Origin of the sequence: Psychrobacillus sp. L4, assembly GCF_042944905.1 — a bacterium.
Taxonomy (GTDB): Bacteria; Bacillota; Bacilli; order Bacillales_A; family Planococcaceae; genus Psychrobacillus.
In genome coordinates, this window is record NZ_CP168496.1 from 1043277 (window position 1) to 1063612 (window position 20336).

At 37.5% G+C, this 20336-nt stretch carries 17 protein-coding genes; 16 read left to right on the top strand and 1 reads right to left on the bottom strand.

The window, feature by feature from the left end:
* Window positions 1-81: 81 nt before the first annotated feature.
* From leuB to ACEPXG_RS04880, 5 genes are all read left to right on the top strand, one after another.
* Entirely contained in the window at window positions 82-1182 is a 1101-nt protein-coding gene (gene leuB / locus ACEPXG_RS04860) for a 3-isopropylmalate dehydrogenase (RefSeq protein WP_391208054.1), read from the top strand.
* Between the two features lie 19 nt (window positions 1183-1201).
* Window positions 1202-2611, top strand: coding sequence for a 3-isopropylmalate dehydratase large subunit (leuC, locus tag ACEPXG_RS04865; RefSeq protein WP_391208056.1), 1410 nt, complete (start codon window positions 1202-1204; stop codon window positions 2609-2611).
* A gap of 12 nt (window positions 2612-2623) precedes the next feature.
* Window positions 2624-3199, top strand: a complete 576-nt coding sequence (gene leuD / locus ACEPXG_RS04870) for a 3-isopropylmalate dehydratase small subunit (protein WP_391208058.1) — start codon at window positions 2624-2626, stop codon at window positions 3197-3199.
* Between the two features lie 149 nt (window positions 3200-3348).
* Complete coding sequence (locus ACEPXG_RS04875; RefSeq protein ID WP_391208060.1) at window positions 3349-4245, top strand: threonine/serine dehydratase; 897 nt, start codon at window positions 3349-3351, stop codon at window positions 4243-4245.
* Between the two features lie 616 nt (window positions 4246-4861).
* Window positions 4862-5710 carry a VOC family protein gene (locus ACEPXG_RS04880; protein WP_391208062.1) on the top strand — a complete coding sequence of 283 codons (849 nt, stop codon included), beginning with the start codon at window positions 4862-4864 and terminating at the stop codon, window positions 5708-5710.
* Between the two features lie 272 nt (window positions 5711-5982).
* Here ACEPXG_RS04880 and ACEPXG_RS04885 read toward each other — a convergent pair whose 3' ends face one another.
* On the bottom strand, window positions 5983-6774 hold the full coding sequence (locus ACEPXG_RS04885; protein WP_391208064.1) for an SDR family oxidoreductase: 792 nt from the start codon (window positions 6772-6774) through the stop codon (window positions 5983-5985).
* 157 nt (window positions 6775-6931) lie between these two features.
* On the opposite strand from ACEPXG_RS04885, the gene ACEPXG_RS04890 reads away from it, so the two are divergent.
* The 11 genes from ACEPXG_RS04890 (at window position 6932) to ACEPXG_RS04940 (ending at window position 20083) form a co-directional block, all read left to right on the top strand.
* Window positions 6932-8620, top strand: coding sequence for a methyl-accepting chemotaxis protein (locus ACEPXG_RS04890; RefSeq protein WP_391208066.1), 1689 nt, complete (start codon window positions 6932-6934; stop codon window positions 8618-8620).
* Between the two features lie 221 nt (window positions 8621-8841).
* Window positions 8842-9336, top strand: coding sequence for a C40 family peptidase (locus ACEPXG_RS04895; RefSeq protein WP_391208068.1), 495 nt, complete (start codon window positions 8842-8844; stop codon window positions 9334-9336).
* A gap of 160 nt (window positions 9337-9496) precedes the next feature.
* A complete protein-coding gene (locus tag ACEPXG_RS04900) occupies window positions 9497-9877 on the top strand; it encodes a PilZ domain-containing protein (protein WP_391208070.1) in 381 nt (126 codons plus the stop codon).
* Window positions 9878-9986: 109 nt separating this feature from the next.
* A complete protein-coding gene (gene hpf, locus ACEPXG_RS04905) occupies window positions 9987-10544 on the top strand; it encodes a ribosome hibernation-promoting factor, HPF/YfiA family (RefSeq protein WP_391208071.1) in 558 nt (185 codons plus the stop codon).
* A gap of 408 nt (window positions 10545-10952) precedes the next feature.
* Window positions 10953-13463, top strand: a complete 2511-nt coding sequence (gene secA / locus ACEPXG_RS04910; protein WP_391208073.1) for a preprotein translocase subunit SecA — start codon at window positions 10953-10955, stop codon at window positions 13461-13463.
* 26 nt (window positions 13464-13489) lie between these two features.
* Window positions 13490-14594, top strand: a protein-coding gene (prfB, locus tag ACEPXG_RS04915; protein WP_151699156.1) for a peptide chain release factor 2 whose coding sequence is annotated in 2 segments (ribosomal slippage) — window positions 13490-13564 and window positions 13566-14594 — 1104 coding nt in all. Because the reading frame shifts where the segments join, the coding sequence is not laid out codon by codon here.
* Window positions 14595-15445: 851 nt separating this feature from the next.
* Window positions 15446-16315, top strand: coding sequence for a YitT family protein (locus tag ACEPXG_RS04920; protein WP_391208075.1), 870 nt, complete (start codon window positions 15446-15448; stop codon window positions 16313-16315).
* A gap of 50 nt (window positions 16316-16365) precedes the next feature.
* Window positions 16366-16710, top strand: a complete 345-nt coding sequence (gene cccB / locus ACEPXG_RS04925) for a cytochrome c551 (protein ID WP_391208077.1) — start codon at window positions 16366-16368, stop codon at window positions 16708-16710.
* A 478-nt stretch (window positions 16711-17188) separates the two neighbouring features.
* Window positions 17189-17875: a cell division ATP-binding protein FtsE gene (ftsE, locus tag ACEPXG_RS04930; RefSeq protein ID WP_391208079.1), complete on the top strand. Its 687-nt coding sequence runs from the start codon at window positions 17189-17191 to the stop codon at window positions 17873-17875.
* The gene (gene ftsX, locus ACEPXG_RS04935; protein WP_391208081.1) at window positions 17865-18752 is read left to right on the top strand and encodes a permease-like cell division protein FtsX; all 888 of its coding nucleotides are present in this window, start codon (window positions 17865-17867) and stop codon (window positions 18750-18752) included. The genes ftsE and ftsX overlap by 11 nt, the downstream gene beginning before the upstream one ends.
* A gap of 23 nt (window positions 18753-18775) precedes the next feature.
* A complete protein-coding gene (locus ACEPXG_RS04940; protein WP_391208082.1) occupies window positions 18776-20083 on the top strand; it encodes a murein hydrolase activator EnvC family protein in 1308 nt (435 codons plus the stop codon).
* Window positions 20084-20336: the final 253 nt, after the last annotated feature.

Genomic DNA, 20336 nt, shown 5'->3' on the forward strand with positions numbered 1-20336 from the left:
GCTTGCGCAGGAGCAGTAATTTCACATTTGACCTCGAGCGGCTGGCGCCTGGAGTCTAGACAAATAACGGGAGTGAGTGGGATGGAAAAAACGATAACGGTATTACCTGGAGATGGAATCGGTCCAGAAGTAACGGAAGCAGCAGTCAAGGTGCTTCAAGCTATTGCAAAACACTATAACCATACGTTTCATCTGCAATACGCACTAATCGGTGGAGCAGCAATTGATGCTTGTGAAAATCCACTTCCTGCAGAAACGATTAGTAAATGTAGTCAAAGTGATGCCATCCTTTTAGGTGCAGTCGGTGGGCCAAAATGGGATCAAAATCCATCTCATTTACGCCCGGAAAAAGGATTATTAGCCATTCGTAAGCATTTTGGACTTTATGCAAATATTCGCCCTGTCAAAGCTATTCCAGCATTACTGGATGCTTCTCCTCTTAAAAAGGAAGTAGCAGAAAATGTGGATATGGTCATTGTACGCGAACTTACAGGAGGTTTATATTTCAGCGAACCACGTAAGAAATCGAAGGACAGTGCACTAGACACGCTCGTATATACGAGAGCTGAAATTGAGCGTATTGTGGATACTGCCTTCCAAATTGCCAGAAGTCGCAGAGGAAAACTTGCTTCAGTTGATAAAGCAAATGTTTTAGACACAAGTAAATTATGGCGTGAAATCGTAGAAGAGAAAAAACAAGGTTATCCAGATGTAGAAGTGGAGCATATGTTGGTGGATTCGACTGCGATGAAATTGATTACAAAACCTGCTGATTTTGATGTGATTGTAACGGAAAATATGTTTGGCGATATTTTAAGTGATGAAGCATCTGTTATCACAGGATCACTGGGAATGTTACCATCTGCAAGTACACGGGAAGATGGTTTCGGTTTATACGAACCAGTCCATGGATCGGCACCGGATATTGCAGGACAAAACAAAGCAAATCCAGCAGCAACCATTCTTTCCCTAGCTATGATGCTTCGTGAAGCTTTCCACATGGAGACGGAAGCGGCGGCAGTGGAAGAAGCTGTATTTAATGTCTTAAATGATGGAAATTTCACAAGTGATTTACAAGTAAAAGGAAAACGTGCACTTTCCACAACAGAATGGACAGCAAAAGTATTAGAAGAGTTAGACGCAGAATTTGTATCAGATAGTATTATGTTTTCTTATGTCTAACCAAAGGGAGAGGAACTAAATGGCAAAAACGATTATTGAGAAAATTTGGGATGAACATATTGTATACGAGGAAGAAGGTAAACCAGACCTTCTCTATATCGATTTACATTTGCTCCATGAAGTAACATCTCCACAGGCTTTTGAAGGGTTACGACTAAATAATCGGAAGGTTCGTCGTCCAGATCTTTGTTTTGCAACGATGGATCACAACGTACCAACTCGAAATAGAGAACAGATTAAAGATGTAATTGCTCGTAAACAAATTAGTACACTTCAAGAAAACTGTGAAGAGTTTGGTGTTCCACTTGCGAATATGGACCACCCCGATCAAGGGATCGTACATATTATCGGACCAGAACTTGGACTGACACAACCAGGAAAAACAATCGTTTGTGGGGATAGTCATACATCTACCCATGGTGCGTTTGGAGCAATCGCTTTTGGTATTGGAACAAGCGAAGTAGAACACGTGCTTTCTACGCAAACGTTATGGCAAGCTAAACCTCAAACGATGGAAATCAAAGTATCAGGTGAACTTGGTTACGGAGTGACAGCAAAGGATATCATTTTAGCTATTATCGCGAAATTTGGCATCGATATGGGTACTGGTTATATCGTGGAATATACTGGTGAAGCAATACGTCATTTATCGATGGAAGAACGAATGACCATTTGTAATATGTCCATCGAGGCGGGCGCTCGCGCTGGTTTGATTAGCCCGGACGTGACGACGATTGAATTCCTTAGAGGACGTGAGCATGTTCCAACTGGGGAAGCGTTTGAACAAGAAGCAGCTCGTTGGTTAGCATTAGCTACCGATGAAGGAGCAACTTACGATAAAATAGTCGAGATTTCCGCTGATGATATCGAGCCTTTTGTTACATGGGGTACAAACCCTTCGATGGGTTCTGGGGTTTCCAATCATATTCCATATACAAATGACTTTGCAGAAACAAGCGATCAACAAGCACATGAAAAAGCACTTGCTTATATGGGGCTGGAAGAAGGAATGCCTTTAACAGATATTGCAATTAGCAATGTATTTATCGGTTCCTGTACGAATGCCCGTTTAAGTGACCTACGTGCTGCGGCAAAAGTAGTTGAAGGTCGCAAAGTTAACCCAAGTGTAACGGCGATTGTCGTACCAGGTTCACAAACCGTTAAAAAACAAGCAGAACTAGAAGGCATCGACCAAGTCTTCCTAGATGCAGGATTTGAATGGCGTGAATCCGGATGCAGTATGTGTCTAGCAATGAATGACGATATTGTCCCTGCAGGCGAACATTGTGCATCTACATCCAACCGTAACTTCGAAGGTCGCCAAGGTGCAGGGTCCAGAACACATCTGATGAGTCCCGCGATGGCAGCAGCTGCAGCAATTGAAGGTCGCATTGTTGATGTTCGCAAATTTCAACTTGTGAACGCGTAAGGAGGAAAATCAGTGGAGCCTATTAATGAAATAAAAAGTGTTATTACACCTTTAAATCAAAAAAACGTCGATACCGACCAAATTATATCCAAAGAATTTCTAAAAAGAATCGAACGTACAGGATTCGGTAAATACTTATTTTATCACTGGCGTTTCGATGCAGAAGGAAATCCAAATACAGATTTCGTATTAAATGATGAACGCTATAAAGATTCTACGATATTAGTAGCGCATGATAATTTCGGTTGTGGATCCTCCCGTGAGCATGCCCCGTGGTCGATTTTAGACTATGGATTCCGAGTAGTAATTGCTCCAAGTTTCGCAGATATTTTCTATAATAACTGCTTAAAAAATGGAATTCTTCCTATTAAATTGTCCGTCGACGAAGTAGAAGTACTTCTAAGTAAAGAAGTGTATCACGTGGAAGTTAATTTAGAGGAACAAAAAGTGTTTGGAGCGGACGGTGTTGTTTATTCATTTGCCATAGATCCTTACCAAAAGAAGATGCTTCTAAATGGATGGGATGAAATTTCATTGACATTCCAATATGAAGATCATATTAAAGCGTATGAATTAAAAGATGCGTAAAGTGGTTGGAGTTCGGCCATTTATTTGATTGAAAAAACGAATTAGGAGATGGTTTTGTTGGGAATTCATATGACACTGTAGGTTTATACCGAGCATCAGAAAAAGTAGCGGAGTTTATCCATCGGACACCGTGTAAAAAGTCATCAACCTTGAATGAAATCACTGGTAAGCAAGTATTTCTCAAAATGGAAAACTTACAAAAAACGGGTTCATTCAAAATTAGAGGAGCAATGAATAAAGTATCTCAGCTAACGGATAAAGATTGTGAAAGAGGACTTATTGCAGCTTCAGCTGGAAATCACGCGCAAGGAGTAGCTTACGCAGGAAAATTGCGCAACGTACCAGTCACCATTTTTATGCCAATTGGAACACCGGTTGCAAAGGTGAATGCGACAAAAGGCTACGGTGCAAACGTTAAACTCATCGGACAAAACTTTGATGAAACGTATGTGGCAGCAAGAGAAGAACAACTTCGAACAGGTGCAAACTTCATTCACCCTTTTGATGACCTAGCCGTAATTGAAGGCCAAGCGACTGTTGCCATGGAAATGCTTCAGCAACGGCCGGAGATTGATACGATAGTCGTGCCAGCCGGTGGAGGTGGCTTACTCGCAGGCACATTACTGGCAGTAAAATCCATTCATCCAGATATCCGCGTTATTGGCGTTCAGTCCCAAAATGCTGCAGCTATTGCGATTGCCTATAAAGGAATGGCAGATGGATTAATTCCATTTCAAGGAAAAACAATTGCAGAAGGAATAAACGTGAAAACCCCTGGAAAGCTGACGATGAACATTATTCATACCCTCGTCGACGACATAATCACCGTGACCGAGCAAGAAATCGCATCAGCCATTCTCTTCATGCTCGAACGAGAAAAAACGCTTATCGAAGGTGCAGGTGCAGCCGCAGTAGCCGCAGTGTTGAATCACCACATTCCATCCTCCGCCGGTAACATAGGCATTATCGTAAGCGGTGGAAACTTCGACATCAGCAAACTAGCTGAATGCCAGCAAATGTCCATCCAAGTACCATTAGCAAAATAAAGTATGTAGAAACCACAAGTCGATGCCGGCTAGTGGTTTTTTTGCGTGGGCCTAGAGAGAAATGCAGCGCATAAGTAGTGAATGTTGCGACTACGTGTGAAAATATTGCGAGTAACGTACAAAACATTGCGAGTACGCCTTATAATGTTGCGAGTAGAGTACGAAACATTGCGTGTAAGCCTTATTTTGCGATTATGGACCTCGAAATTGCGATTTGAAGTGAGTATTTTGCGATTATGAGACTTGATCTTGCGATTCGCAGTACTTAATTTGCGATTTCACAAGTTGATCTTGCGATTTGCAAAAATTATGCAAATAATGGCTTGGATATTGCGAGTATAGATTGAAATGTTGCGAGTAGAGTACGAAACATTGCGAGTACGACTAATAATGTTGCGAATAAGCTTTATTTTGCGATTATGGACTTCGAACTTGCGATTTGCAGCACTTAATTTGCGATTTCATCGGTTGTTCTTGCGATTTGTTGACGCAATTTTGCGATAATCAAAATTTAATTTACCTTATTATCATCTACTCCTTCATCCTTGACTTTATTAGGTAACTAAAATATAATAACTTACTATAAGTAACTATAGATTAATTGGAGGAATTATGAATGAAATATCAAAATAAACCATATACATTTGTGGAATTAGTAGAGATAAAAGTAACGGACTTAGATCGTTCTCTTAAATTTTATGAAGAAGTGGTTGGATTCAAAGTACTTGAAAAGAAAGACAATAAGATTCTTCTTACTGCAGATGGAAAAATAGCGCTTCTATCTATGGAACAACCAGAAAACGTTGTTCTGAAACAAGAAAATACAACAGGCTTGTACCACTTTGCGCTGTTGTTACCAAGTCGAGCAGATTTAGGAGCAGTATTGCAGCATTTCATCGATATCAATATGCGTATAGGAGCTGGAGATCATTTAGTAAGTGAAGCATTATACTTAAATGATCCTGATGGAAATGGCATCGAAATTTATACGGATCGACCAGAATCAGAGTGGACTTGGAATGGTGAGTATGTTGAAATGGCTACTCTACAAATTGATGCGCAAAGTATTTTGGCAGAAGGTGCAAATACAAAATGGAATGGCTTGCCAGAAGGAACAGTGATGGGGCATATCCATTTACAAGTTGCGGATTTAGCTAAATCAGAGACATTTTATAAATCATTGGGATTCGGAGTTGTAACTCCAAATTATCCAGGAGCTTTGTTCATGGCAACAGGAAAGTACCACCACCATATCGGATTAAACACTTGGGCTGGAGTAGATGCACCACCAACTGCAGAAAATGCGACCGGAATCGAAGCATTTACATTAGTATATCCGAGCAATGAAGTACTGAACGACGTACTCGAAAATTTGAAAACAAATAATGTATCCGTCGTCGAAGAAAGCGGTATATACATTACAAAAGATCCATCGCAAAATAAAATCAAATTAATCGTAAAATAACTGTTACCGAGCGACTTCCAATTCATGAAGTCGCTCCATTTTTTTATAGTGAAATCCAAATAATGGTTAAGAGCAACCGTATTACCAACGAAAGCAACCAGTTCCTATGCGAGAGCAACCAATTCTCGAACGAGAGCAACCAATCCCTTACGAGAGCAACCAGTTCCCAAACAAGAGCAACCATTCCCTGAATCAAAACAAAAACCAACGCTACTCCTCAGCTATCACCTCAAAAAAAGACCTGAAACATAAAGTTTCAGATCTTCTCCCTCTTACAGTGCCTTCAACATGCCACCATCTACGACTATGTTTTGTCCAGTCATATATGTATTTGCTTCGGAACACAAAAATACAATAATATTTGCGAATTCTTCGGGTTCGCCGTATCTGCCGGCTGGTATTATTTGCTTAAATCCCTCTTTAATCTCATCAAGTGACATGTTTTTCATTTCAGCAGCCATTTGGTCAAGCTCTGTGACACGATCCGTCTGAATTCGACCCGGTCCGACTGTGTTGATTAGTATATTGTTGCCTGCGAATTCGCGTGCAATACTTTTTGAGAGTCCGACCATCCCTAGACGGAAGGTGTTCGACAAAATTAGACCGTCCAATACTTCCTTTGTAGAAGAGGAGGAAATATTGACAATTCGCCCGAAGTTTTGTTCTTTCATGTAGGGAAGAGCTAGGCGAATTGTGCGAATATAGCTTAGTAGATTTTTTTCGAATGCAACATTCCAATCCTCATCCGTTACCTGTGCAAAGCCTCCAGGAGTAGGGCCGCCAGCATTATTTACTAGAATGTCGACGCCACCAAGTTGTGCGTTTGCTGTCTGAAATAATCGGTTAATGTCGTCTTCCTTTGTCACGTCACAAACTTCAAAATAGACTTCATGATTGTTACTCACTGACTTTATTTCCTCAGCAGTTTTTTTTAATTCTTCTACGTTTCGACTTGAAATGAGTATTTTTGCGCCTTCTTTTGCAAATTGCAAAGCGGTTGCTTTTCCTAGTCCTTTGCTAGATGCCAGTACGATGACTCGTTTGTTGGTAAGTCCTAAATTCATTGTCGATCTTCCTCTCGTTATGTACTGGTTTTATCCTACATTGAATTTTCAGATTTGTCTTTATTAAGATTTTGTAAAGTAAATGTTAAGACTACGGTAATATGCACTTTTATAAGAAAAAACATGCTATATTTCGAATTGGGAGGTCTTAATATCTATGAGAAAATGGTCTAGTATTCCACTACGAAAGAAATATTCGATTGCTATTTTTAGTTCTTTTATCTTATTCGGGATAATGACGGTGCTGTTAATTATTCAGGTTATCTACAATCAAAAGCTATCTGACAAATTAGAGACTTCTTCTCGTAATGTCGAAAGAGCAGATATTATGAGAGCAGAAGTAGCGAGTTTGTATATTGCCATTTCTCAATATGCTGGGGACCCATTACCAGAATTTGAAAAAGATTATGAAACTAGAAAAGCGAATCTTAAGGAGTTAGTAGAGACTTCACGTGAAAGAATTGATTATTTGGATTGGGAAACCTTCAACCAATCGTTAAATGGAATTTATACGACATTCGAAAAAAATTTAAAAGAATCTGTAGCAATTAAAGAAAATGTATCAAAGCGAAGACAATTGCAAGCAATTAATAAAAAGCAAATACAACTAACACAGATGCTCGATGAGGCAAGGCAGCAAGAATCGAGCACTCGAGAGTTAATATTAGAAAAAATGAGTAGAAGTCAGCAAAATACAATTGTAGTAGTGATTGCATCTTTCTTCATAGCTGCCTTATTGTCACTTGCTTTATTGTTCCTGACGAATCGACAAATTAAAAATCAACTAGCGGCAGTAGCGTCGTCTGCGAAAGAAATTGCGACAGGAAATTTACTGATTAAACCTCTTTCTATTTCTACACAAGATGAAATTGGAGAAGTTTCTAGTGCAATGAATGAAATGCAAATGAATTTAACTAGTATGGTACATACAATTAAACAAACGGCGGAAAAGTTGAATAAGGATAGTGGTAATTTAAAGGATTATTCTCAAGAAACAGTCGTAAGCACAAGTTCTGTTCAAGTTGCGATCAATGAAATAAGTCATAATATGATAGAGCAAAAAGAAGCATCTATTGGAATTAGGGCATTCCTAGAGGAGTTTTCAAGTACTTTTCAAGAAGTTACGGAAAAAGCGGTACAATTAAATAATCACGCAACTATTGCGGTACAAATAGCAGATGACAGTGCCAAAGCAATGAAGATGGCCGAAATCGAAACGAAGAGATTACGTGCTTTATTTAAAGAAGCTGATAAACAAAGACTATTATTACAAAAGCGAACAGAAGAAATTGCTCGAATGACTTCCATTGTGCAAGCCATTTCAAAACAAACGAACTTACTTGCTTTAAATGCAGGTATAGAAGCAGCACGTTCAGGGGTTCATGGAAAAGGGTTTGCAGTTGTTGCGGAAGAGGTGAAAAAGCTTGCAGAAGAAGTATCTAATACTGCAAATACAATTCACGAAGTTTCTAATTCGATTACATTACAAGGAAATGAAATGGAAAAAGTGTTTGCTGAAGGATTATCTACTTCGAAAAATAATGCAACTACATTTCAATTATTACATGACAAAATGGATGACATCGTAACATATATTCATGAATCTAAAAGTCAAAATGAGCATATGGCGGATTCTATTGTTTCAATAGAACAAGAAAAAAATACCTCCGAAAAGCTTATTTTCGCGTTGACAGAATCTATTGAAGAAAATACTGTTCATATGGAAGAAACCGTGAAGTTGCTATTGTCAAGCGTTCAAACAATTGAGTCTCTGTCACTTCTTGTAAATGATGTAAGCGAGCAAGCAACCATTTTGGAGGCTTCGACATCTCGTTTTATAATGTAACAACAGCCCCAAAAGTCGCTCGGTGTACTTTTGGGGCTTATTTTATTTCAAAAGCCTTGTCTTATAAAGGATTAAAGCATATTTATATATATATAATCTATTTAATAGAAATGAATTTCGTAACACAATTGTAACACAACTGTAAAATTAAAAAGGAATATTACGTGGTAAGATGTTTTTAACGAATATTTCAGAAAATTGTAGTCCTTTGGAGGAACACTATGAGCTTAAAACTTACGACACAAAAATCCATTACTATATTATTATTTACAATTTTTTTAGTCACAGCACCATTTGCTGGATATACTGAAGCAGCGAGTACAGTAAATTCAAATGAATTAGTAGCTACTTCTAAAAATTTAATAGGTACAAAATATCGTAGTGGTGGAACAACTCCAGCTGGCTTTGATTGTTCTGGGTTTGTAAATTATGTGTTCGATGATTTAGGTATTGATCTTCCAAGAACTTCTGCAGGTTTGCATAGTACAGGCTCTAAAGTAGATAGAGATGACTTATCAACAGGAGATTTAGTTTTCTTTAATACAGCTGGAAGTGGCGTTTCACATGTTGGTATTTACATAGGAGACGGAAAGTTTATTCATTCTTCTTCTTCACAAGGTGTGAAAATTGATAAATTAAGTGATCCATATTATTGGGCAAAACACTATGTTGGAGCGAAAAGAGTAACAAACATTTCTGTAGCGTCCAATAAATAAAACATATAGGTGAAAGCTCTATCGTATAAATAACGATGGGGCTTTTTTTGTTGCCTTATTCAATGAAATCGTACAAATATATTGAAAGTTTAAGTAACCTTCGTCATAATGGAGGAAAGTTTTACTAGCAAAACTGTTTTTAGGGAAGGGAGGAATAGAAATGCTCTATAAACGAAATGAATATTTCAGGTATACTTTCGATCAGCCGTGTGAAGCTACTTTTCGATTAATAAAAGATGCGAGTGAGTCCTCACCGGAAGAAATTTCAAAAAAAGGAAAGTGTACAATAATTGATATAAGTCCACATGGCATAAAAATGTATTCAGAGCTTTTTATTTCAATTGAAAAATTAAATCATGTCGAACTGCAAGTTACATTAGACGAAACACCTATCTCATTAATCGGTGAATTTGTATGGTCACACCGTAAAATTTCAGGTTATGAATATGGTGTAAGGTTTATGGACGATGAGAAAAGGGAAAGCTTAATTATCAACGAACTTAAAAATAGACGAAAAAAAGAAATCGAAAGAAAGAAGTGATTTATACTACAAATTTCGACAAAAAATAAAAAAATTCTTTTAATAAAGAAGGATATTTTAAAGGGGATGTAGAAATATACTATAGAGTTATATTAAAGGAGGAGTTTTCATGTTAAACTTTAACATTCGTGGAGAAAATATTGAGGTGACTCCTGCAATTAGAGATCACGTTGAGGGGAAAGTTGAAAAGGTTGCCCGTTATTTCAACGAAGAAATCCAAGCTACAGCCAATGTAAACCTTAAAGTATATAATGACAGACAGACAAAAGTGGAAGTTACAATTCCTATGAAAAATTTAACTTTACGTGCAGAAGAACGAAATGCGGATATGTATGCAGCGGTCGATTTAATCGTTGACAAGCTAGAACGTCAAATACGCAAGTACAAAACAAAAGTAAATCGTAAATTCCGTGAACGTGAAGGTGTAGCGGCATTTTTTGCAACAGTTGACACTTCGGATGCATCGGTTGGTCATTCGGATGAAGAAGAGTACAATATTGTTCGTACAAAGCAATTTGATTTAAAACCAATGGATCAGGAAGAAGCGGTTTTACAAATGAATATGCTAGGTCATAACTTCTACATCTATACAGATGCAGATTCGAACGGCACACATATCGTTTACAAACGAAAAGATGGTAAATACGGATTAATCGAAACAAACTAATTTGACTGTTGACTAACGCTCTTAGTCAACCAATATATCCAGAAACAACGCTCTCCTCCATGCAAGAGGGGAGTGTTTTTGTGTTTTGGAAATTAAAGCGTTTAACTAGTGTCACAATTTTCTACAAGTGTTGCTAGTAAAGACTCCAGTACCTGTTTCTCCTGCGCTTACTTATTTGAGAAGAACATTGCTTGTAGTGGAAGAGACTGGACTAGGGTTTTTTCAAAAGTAAAAAAATATCTAAAAAAGGTTGAATATGTTTCATTTCAGAAGAACGCGGTCGTTGCTAATTGGCTGTTTTCCGTTTTTAGCGTGCTAACAACAAGAGGTGCATCTAACATGTTGTTTGCACCGCTTTGTATCCAATGGTAAAATGTAGAGTAAGACTAAATGGGAAGTGAAAAATAGATGCTTGGAGTATTAAATAAAGTATTCGATTTAAATAAACGTGACTTAAAACGACTAGAAAAAGTTGCTGATAAAGTAGAATCATTTGCGAGTGAAATGAATGCCAAGTCAGATGAAGAACTACGTGCCAAAACAGATGAGTTTCGTACTCGTTACGCAAATGGAGAGACATTAGATCAATTATTGCCAGAAGCCTTTGCGGTTGTTCGTGAAGGTGCCAAACGTGTACTTGGTATGTATCCTTTCCATGTTCAAGTTATGGGATCTGTCGCACTTCATGAAGGAAATATTGCGGAGATGAAAACAGGGGAAGGTAAAACACTTACTTCTACTATGTCCGTTTATTTGAATGCAATTCCAGGGCTTGGGTCACATGTGGTAACAGTGAACGAATATTTGTCCAGTCGTGATGCTACTGAAATGGGACAACTATATGAATATTTAGGAATGTCCGTGGGTTTAAACTTAAATTCATTAACGAAAGAGGAAAAACGGGAAGCTTATGCGGCGGATATTACGTATTCTACTAATAATGAATTAGGATTTGACTACCTTCGCGATAATATGGTGTTGTACAAAGAAGATAAAGTACAACGCCCACTTCACTATGCCGTTATTGATGAAGTTGACTCGATTTTAATCGATGAAGCGAGAACGCCTTTAATTATTTCAGGACAAGCGAATAACGCAGCACTTCTTTATAAACAAGCAAATGCATTCGTACGTACATTGACAAAAGAAGTTGATTATTCGTATGAAGAGTCAACTAAAGGTGTTACACTAACCGACGCTGGTGTTGAAAAAGTGGAGAATGCATTTGGAATTGAAAATTTATTTGATTTAACACATGTTCGTCTTAACCATGCAGTCAATCAATCCTTAAAAGCACATGTGTCCATGCATTTAGATGTGGATTATGTTGTGCAAGACGAAGAGGTTGTCATTGTAGATTCATTTACAGGACGTCTAATGAAAGGTCGTCGCTATAGTGATGGACTGCATCAAGCGATTGAGGCAAAAGAAGGATTAGAAATTCAAAATGAATCGATGACAATGGCGACGATTACGTTCCAAAACTTTTTCCGTATGTACGATAAGTTGTCAGGAATGACTGGTACAGCTAAAACAGAAGAAGAGGAATTCCGTAATATTTATAATATGAATGTTATTGCAATTCCAACGAATCGTCCGATTACAAGGGATGACCGTGCAGATTTAATTTATGCGTCTATGAATGGCAAGTTTGAAGCGGTTGCTGCAGATATTGCTGAAAGAAATAAAATAGGGCAACCTGTTTTGATTGGTACAGTTGCCATTGAAACTTCTGAAATTATATCTAGTTTGTTAACTAAACACGGTATTAAGCATAATGTATTAAATGCGAAGAACCATGAGCATGAAGCGGAAATTATTGCTACTGCTGGGCATAAGGGTTCCGTTACGATTGCAACCAATATGGCTGGTCGTGGTACGGATATTAAGCTTGGTGAAGGTGTAATCGAAGTTGGTGGTCTTGCGGTAATTGGTACGGAACGTCATGAATCTAGACGTATTGATAATCAGTTACGTGGACGTTCAGGTCGTCAAGGAGATCCTGGGATCACACAGTTCTATCTTTCTATGGAAGATGAACTAATGCGTCGTTTTGGTTCGGACAATATGCGCAATATGATGTCAAAACTTGGAATGGACGATTCTCAACCAATTCAATCTAAAATGGTTTCTCGTGCAGTAGAATCCGCGCAAAAACGTGTCGAAGGAAATAACTTTGATTCACGTAAGCGTCTATTGCAATATGACGATGTGTTACGTCAACAGCGCGAAATTATTTATAAAGAACGTAATGAAGTACTAGAAACAGAAAATATGCGTTCCTTAGTGGAATCAATGATATTTGGTGCAATCGAGCGTTTAGTAGTATCTCATACAGGCTCCGACAATAAGGCGGAGTGGAGCTTAAAAGGGATTGAAGATTATATGCATGCAAATTTATTGCCTGAAGGAATTATTACGCAGCAAAATCTAGAAGGCTTAACTTTAGAAGAGATAGAAGCAAACATTAAAGAGGAAGTTATCCGTTTTTACGATGCGAAAGAAGAAGACTTAACGAGCGAGCGTATGCGTGAATTCGAAAAGGTCGTATTACTTCGTTCAATAGACTCTAAATGGATTGATCATATTGATGCGATGGATCAGCTTCGTCAAGGGATTCATTTGCGTGCATATGGACAAAATGACCCTCTTCGTGAGTATCAAAGTGAAGGTTTTGTTATGTTTGAAGCAATGGTCGAATCCATCCAAGAAGACGTATCAAAATACGCAATGAAGGCAGAAATACGCAATAATTTAGAACGTGAAGAAGTTGCTAAAGGGCAAGCAGTGAATCCAAAAGAAGATGGTGAAACGATTAAGAAAAAGCCAGCTCGCAATGAATCTGCAGTTGGTCGAAATGTCTTATGCCCTTGTGGTAGTGGCAAAAAGTATAAAAACTGTCACGGTGCCGTGCAGTAATCGAGAAAGTCGGAGGAACAAATAATATGGTTGAAATAGCAGTAGTACGAAATGAATTAGATCGAACAGCAGGAAAATTAGAAGACTTCAGGGGGTCTCTTTGACTTAGAAAACAAAGAAATTCGCATCCAAGAACTAGAAGAATTAATGACTTTTCCAGACTTTTGGGATGATTCACAAGGCGCTCAAAAAGTAATTAATGAGTTAAATGGATTAAAGACAATTGTCGAACAATACAATGACCTTGTTTCCACTCAGGAAAACTTAGAAATGACTCTCGAGTTAATCAAAGAAGAACCAGACGAAGAATTGCAAGAAGAGCTTGGCAACGAATTAAAAGAATTCAGTAGCAAACTAGCTAACTTCGAATTGCAATTACTTTTAAGTGAAGAATATGATAAGCATAATGCGATTTTAGAATTGCATCCAGGAGCTGGTGGTACAGAATCACAAGACTGGGGTTCCATATTACTTCGTATGTATCAACGCTGGGCAGATAAACGTGGATTTAAAGTGGAGACAATCGATTATTTACCAGGGGATGAGGCTGGTATTAAATCAGTCACGCTACTTATAAAAGGACATAATGCTTATGGTTACCTAAAGGCGGAGAAGGGTGTTCATCGTCTAGTCCGTATTTCACCATTTGACTCTTCTGGCCGTCGCCATACGTCTTTCGTTTCTTGTGAAGTAATGCCAGAATTCACCGACGAAATCGAAATTGAAATTCGTACGGAAGATTTAAAAATTGACACGTACCGCGCAACAGGTGCTGGTGGTCAGCATATTAATACAACCGATTCTGCAGTGCGTATTACGCATTTACCAACGAACTCGGTTGTTACTTGTCAATCTGAACGTTCACAGATTAAAAACCGTGAACACGCAATGAAACTATTAAAATCAAAATTGTACCAATTAAAAATTGAAGAGCAAGAAGCACAACTTGCTGAAATTCGTGGTGAACAAAAAGAAATCGGATGGGGAAGTCAAATTCGATCTTACGTATTCCACCCATACTCGATGGTAAAAGATCATCGTACAAGTGAAGAAAGCGGTAATGTGCACGCAGTAGTTGATGGTGAATTGGACCAATTTATTCACGCATATTTACGTTCAAGAATAAATTAATAGAAGAAGGATACCCTAATGTTAGCTATAACATTAGGGTATTTTTTGGGGGAATATAGCGCCGGTTTAGGGGGACATAGATTCGCTACGGTCTTATGGACTTGCTGTATGGGCCTATAGACTATGTTTAGGAGCATATAGCGCCGGTCTAGGAGGACTTAGATCCGCTAGGGGCGTATGGGCCTGCTTTAGGTTCATATAGACTATGTTTAGGAGCATATAGCGCCGGTCTAGGAGGACATAGATCCGCTAGGGGCTTATGGACTTGCTTTATGGGCATATAGAATATGTTTAGGAGCACATAGCGCCGGTTTAGGAGGACATAGATCCGCTAGGGGCTTATGGACTTGCTTTATGGGCATATAGAATATGTTTAGGAGCACATAGCGCCAGTTTAGGGGGACATAGTTTAGTTACGGCGTTTTATAACCAAATGCCGTTCATCATACTTGGGCTTGATCTTAATAATTTTTACTTTTACCAAACAAAGTATAAATGATTCAGCATGTACATTATTAGATTATGTGGAACATGGGAAAAATAGATAGCTTCTACTCATTTAAAAGCAACCGAAATTGCATCTTCAGTTGCTTTTAAATGAGTAGGATAGCAACTTATCTCTCATTACCCCGAACGAGTCACTACATACTACAAAACACTCGGGAATAGTGAAGACAAGATGCACTTAAAAGACACTTACACTTTTCTCATAGAATAGGATTGTATACAATCCTGAATCTTATCTACTTTATCTCTTTATCGCACCGCTTTACTGAAGTTCACAAACACTCTTTCTGTTGTTATACTAGTTCGGGCATCAATCAGAAACTTTATTAGAAAGAGGATAAAATATGAGTACAAATCAAAGACTACACAAAGAACTTCCTCCATTACTGGAGCAAGGAAGAGACTATTTATATATCATTATTGGAGCTGCAATAATTGCGATTGGTTTTAATGTATTTTTATTGCCAAATCAAGTTGCTTCAGGTGGTGTAAGTGGAATTAGTACGATATTAAAAGGAGTTCTTGGGTGGGAACCAGGACTTGTTCAATATGCTTTTAATATCCCTTTATTTATTGCTGGTTTGTTTTTTTTAGGAGCAAAATTTGGGATTAAATCATTTGTAGGCACACTTACCCTACCGGCAGTTGTTTTATTCACTTCAAGTTGGGAGCCGTGGACGACGAATCCTCTATTGGGTGCTTTGTTTGGAGGTATTACGATTGGTCTAGGTTTAGGTATCGTTTTCCGCGGCGGAGCATCTACGGGTGGTACAGACTTAGCTGCACAAATTATTACGAAGTATACAGGTTTTTCTCTAGGCAAGAGTGTATTACTAATCGATGGATTAATTGTACTTAGTGCTGCTTTTGTTTTTGACATTGAAAAAGCACTTTATGCATTGATTGCACTATTTGTCACAACAAAAACAATTGATATTATCCAACTTGGATTTAGTCAATCAAAAATGATTTATATTATTACGAATAAACAAGAAGAAATAAGGAATGCTATATATAAAGAAATAGATAGAGGGGTGACGAAACTTCCAGCAATTGGTGGTTACACCGATGAAGAGCGGCCGATATTAATGGTGGTTGCATACCAAACAGAATTCACAAAATTGAAACAATTAGTCAAGACGCTTGATCCTACTGCATTTGTCATAGTATCAGATGCATACGAAGTTCTAGGCGAAGGTTTTAAAAAGTATTAATATTGGTACAATAAGAAGGTAAGGCAATTATAGTTGAGGGAGGATATAACATGAACAAGAAACTATTAGCAGTAATTTTTGGAACAGTATTAATGTTAGCTGCATGTGGTGGAGCAAAAACAGATAAAACGGCAACCAATACGACATCTGGTACACCGCCAACTGAAACTGCCTCAGTGGATCCTGAAAAAATTGTAAAAGCAAAATGTACATCTTGTCACGGAGGAAATTTACAAGGACAAGGTAACTTCCCAAATCTTATGAATGTAGGTTCTCGACTATCTAAAGATGAAATTTTGAATGTACTTGAAAATGGTCGAGGTGGAATGCCGGCGGGGCTTGTTACTGGAGCAGAAGCAGAAGCTGTAGCTACTTGGTTATCTAATAATAAATAACCTTTTTAGACTGATGAAAAACGCTCGCATTCTTCGTTACTTGCACTCGTTGTAAGCTCATGAGCTATGGCTCAATTCGCTTCCGCCTCGTGCTTCGTGCCTCGAATGACAAGCGTTTTCATTCAGTCTAAAATATCCACTATATCAAGGATGAAAAATGCTCGCAGTCTTTAAGTAATATTTTCGACAAGAAAAGCAAACATATTCTTCAAAATAAAAAATCAGTTGCTCATTCGTAGCAACTGATTTTTTTTGTAAATAAGGAAGGAAATTAGACGTTATATGTAGAATTTAAAGATAAGTAGGGAATTTGTACGTAAACAAATTATCCTACTTCCTAAATATTAACCAAAAGAAGATGGGTGTTTCACCTAATATTACCTACTAATTGAAATGTAATTGTAACAAAAGAAGAGAGTTCTAATGTTATAATAAGCATGTCGAATTTTATCAAGTGAAATAAATAGGTGGTATAAAAATGATAGAGATGGTAAATGTTTACAAAAAATATCCAAATGGAATTGTTGCTGCGAATGGTATTGATGTAGAAATTAAACAAGGTGAATTCGTATATGTAGTTGGCCCTAGTGGTGCTGGAAAATCGACATTCATTAAAATGATGTATCGAGAAGAGCGTCCAACTTCAGGCGATATTTTTATTAACGGAGTTAATTTAGCAACTTTGAAGCCTTCAAAAGTACCATATTTAAGAAGACAAATTGGAGTTGTTTTTCAAGACTTTAAATTACTTCCTCGTTTGAATGTGTATGAGAACATTGCCTTTGCGTTGGAGGTTATTGAAGAAACTCCGAAAGTAATTCGCAAACGAGTAATGGATGTACTTGAACTTGTTGGTCTCAAACATAAAGCAAGGATGTTTCCAACGGAGCTTTCTGGTGGAGAACAGCAAAGAGTGTCTATTGCACGATCTATTGTAAATACACCAAAATTAGTTATTGCAGATGAGCCAACTGGGAATTTAGATCCTGATACTTCATGGGAAATTATGAATATTTTCGAAGAAATTAATTCACGAGGAACTACCATTATTATGGCAACTCATAATAGGGAAATTGTCAATACAATAAGACACCGTGTTATCGCTGTAGAGGGTGGATTAATCACTCGGGATGAATACGGAGGAGATTACGGTTATGAAAGCTAGAACAGCACAGCGACACTTCAAGGATAGTCTTAAGAGTATTAGTCGAAATGGATGGATGACCTTTGCTTCGGTAAGTGCGGTGACGGTAACGTTATTGCTTGTAGGTGTATTCGTCATGATTATGATGAATTTAAGTAAAGTTGCGGACGATCTTGAAAAAGACGTCGAAATAAAAGTTATCGTAGAGTTGACAGCAGATGAGGCATCGATTTCGAAATTAGGAGAAGAAATAAAGAAAACACCAGGAGTCGCTGAAGTTCATTATTCGACAAAAGAAGATGAACTAAATAAATTAGTCTTGGATTTTGGAGATGACCTACGTTTATTCGAACAACAGAACCCTTTACATAATGTGTTTGTTGTAAAAGCTAAAAATCCGCAAGAAACAGAAGTGGTTGCGAAAAAAATTGACCGATTAGATAACACCTTCGAAGTAAAATACGGTGAAGGAAAAATAGAAAGACTGTTTTCTATCTTGAACACAAGTAGAAATGTAGGGTTAGTATTAATTTTAGCTTTATTGTTCACGGCAATGTTTCTAATTTCTAATACTATTCGTATTACTATCGTGGCAAGAAGAAGAGATATTGAAATTATGAAACTTGTAGGTGCAACAAACTGGTTTATACGAATTCCATTTATTTTAGAAGGAATGTGGCTTGGTATTCTAGGAGCTATTATACCAATCACACTGGTTTCCGTACTCTACTATAATGTTTATAAAATGTTAGAGCCAAAATTAGCGCAAGGAAATCTATTCAAACTACTCGATTATTCACCTTTTATTTATCAAGTAGATGCTTTGATATTATTAATGGGTGTATTAATAGGGGTTTGGGGTAGTTTCATGTCAGTTCGAAAATTTTTACGCGTTTAAGAAGATGAGAGGAGCAATACGTTTTGAGAAAACAGTCTAAATGGAAGCTACGTATTTTAATCGTAGCTACATCTGGAGCACTTTTATTCACAGGACCAAGTGCACTAGCTAATTCTTTAAATGATTTAAAAAATGAAAAGAAACAATTAGAACAAAAAAAAGATTCGATTCACTCGAATATTAAAGAAACAGAAAGTAAAATAGATCAAAATGGGTCAAAAATTGACCAAATCATGGCACAAATTAAAGCGTTAGATACTGAAATAATAGAGACAGAGAAAAAAGTCTCTACCGTTTTGAATGAAATCAAATTAACAACGAATGATATTGAAAAATTACATGCGTCAATTGCCGAATTGGAACGTAAAATTGAAGAACGTGATGAACTTTTAAAAGAGCGTATTCGTGCAGTCCAAGTAAGTGGTGGATCAGTAAGCTATTTAGATGTATTACTTGGAGCAAATAGCTTCATCGATTTTATTGACCGTTTTTCAGCTGTTAGTACTTTAATGGAAGCGGATCGAACAATTCTAAAAGAACAAGCAGATGATAAAAAACAATTAGAAGAACAAAAAGTAAGCCTAGAGAAAAAGCTAAATGAACAAGAAGAAAGAAAAAATAACTTAAGCAACTTAAAAGCTTCTTTAGATAAACAAAAAGATTCAAAAGGTAACCTTATCGATCAATTAGAGGTGGAACAAGCTAAGTTACATACTCAAAAGCAAGACCTGGAAACTGAATACGATGATATTTTAGAATTAAGTGAAGATGTTCAAAATAAAATTATAGCGGAGCAAAAACGTATAGCAGAAGTTGCTAGAAAAGCAGCCGAAGAAAAAAAACGTAAAGCAGCCGAAGAAAGAAAACGTCAGCAAGCTGCAAGTGGATCTTCCGTAGCAGTTCCAGACGTTTCTCCAGGTTCATGGACTAGACCTGCAAGTGGTCGACTAACCTCTGGGTATGGAGGCAGAATACATCCGATTTATGGCTCAGAAAAAGTACATTATGGTATTGATATTGCAAATAGTATCGGTACACCTGTAGTTTCTACTGCTGATGGAGTTGTTTCCTACGCATCTCCGCTTAGCACATATGGAAATGCAATTATGGTAACTCACTCGATTGATGGTCAAATTTATACTTCTTTGTATGCACATTTGAGTAGTATAAAGGTAACGGTTGGACAAGTTGTTTCGAAAGGGCAAATTATTGGTGCAATTGGTACAACTGGTAACTCAACGGGACCTCATGTACATTTCGAAATTCATATTGGGACATGGGAAGGTATGGCGAAAAACTCTGTTAATCCTCTGAGATATATCTCATTATAAATAGCAGCTAATAACTTTTCAGACTGTAGTCAAACTCGATAAAAGTTGAGTTTGTCTACAGTCTTTTTTCAAAATAATTGAAAGTTAATTATTGGATAGCCTAATGCTAACATAGTTGCAAGATCTTTTTGCATCTTCTCACATAGAGTTAACTCTATATATAGAGAAATGGTCGCTTTGGTTTCACATTTGGTTGCTCTAACAGTGAGGCTGGTTGCTCTCAGTGGAGAAATGGTTGCTTTCACTTTACTAA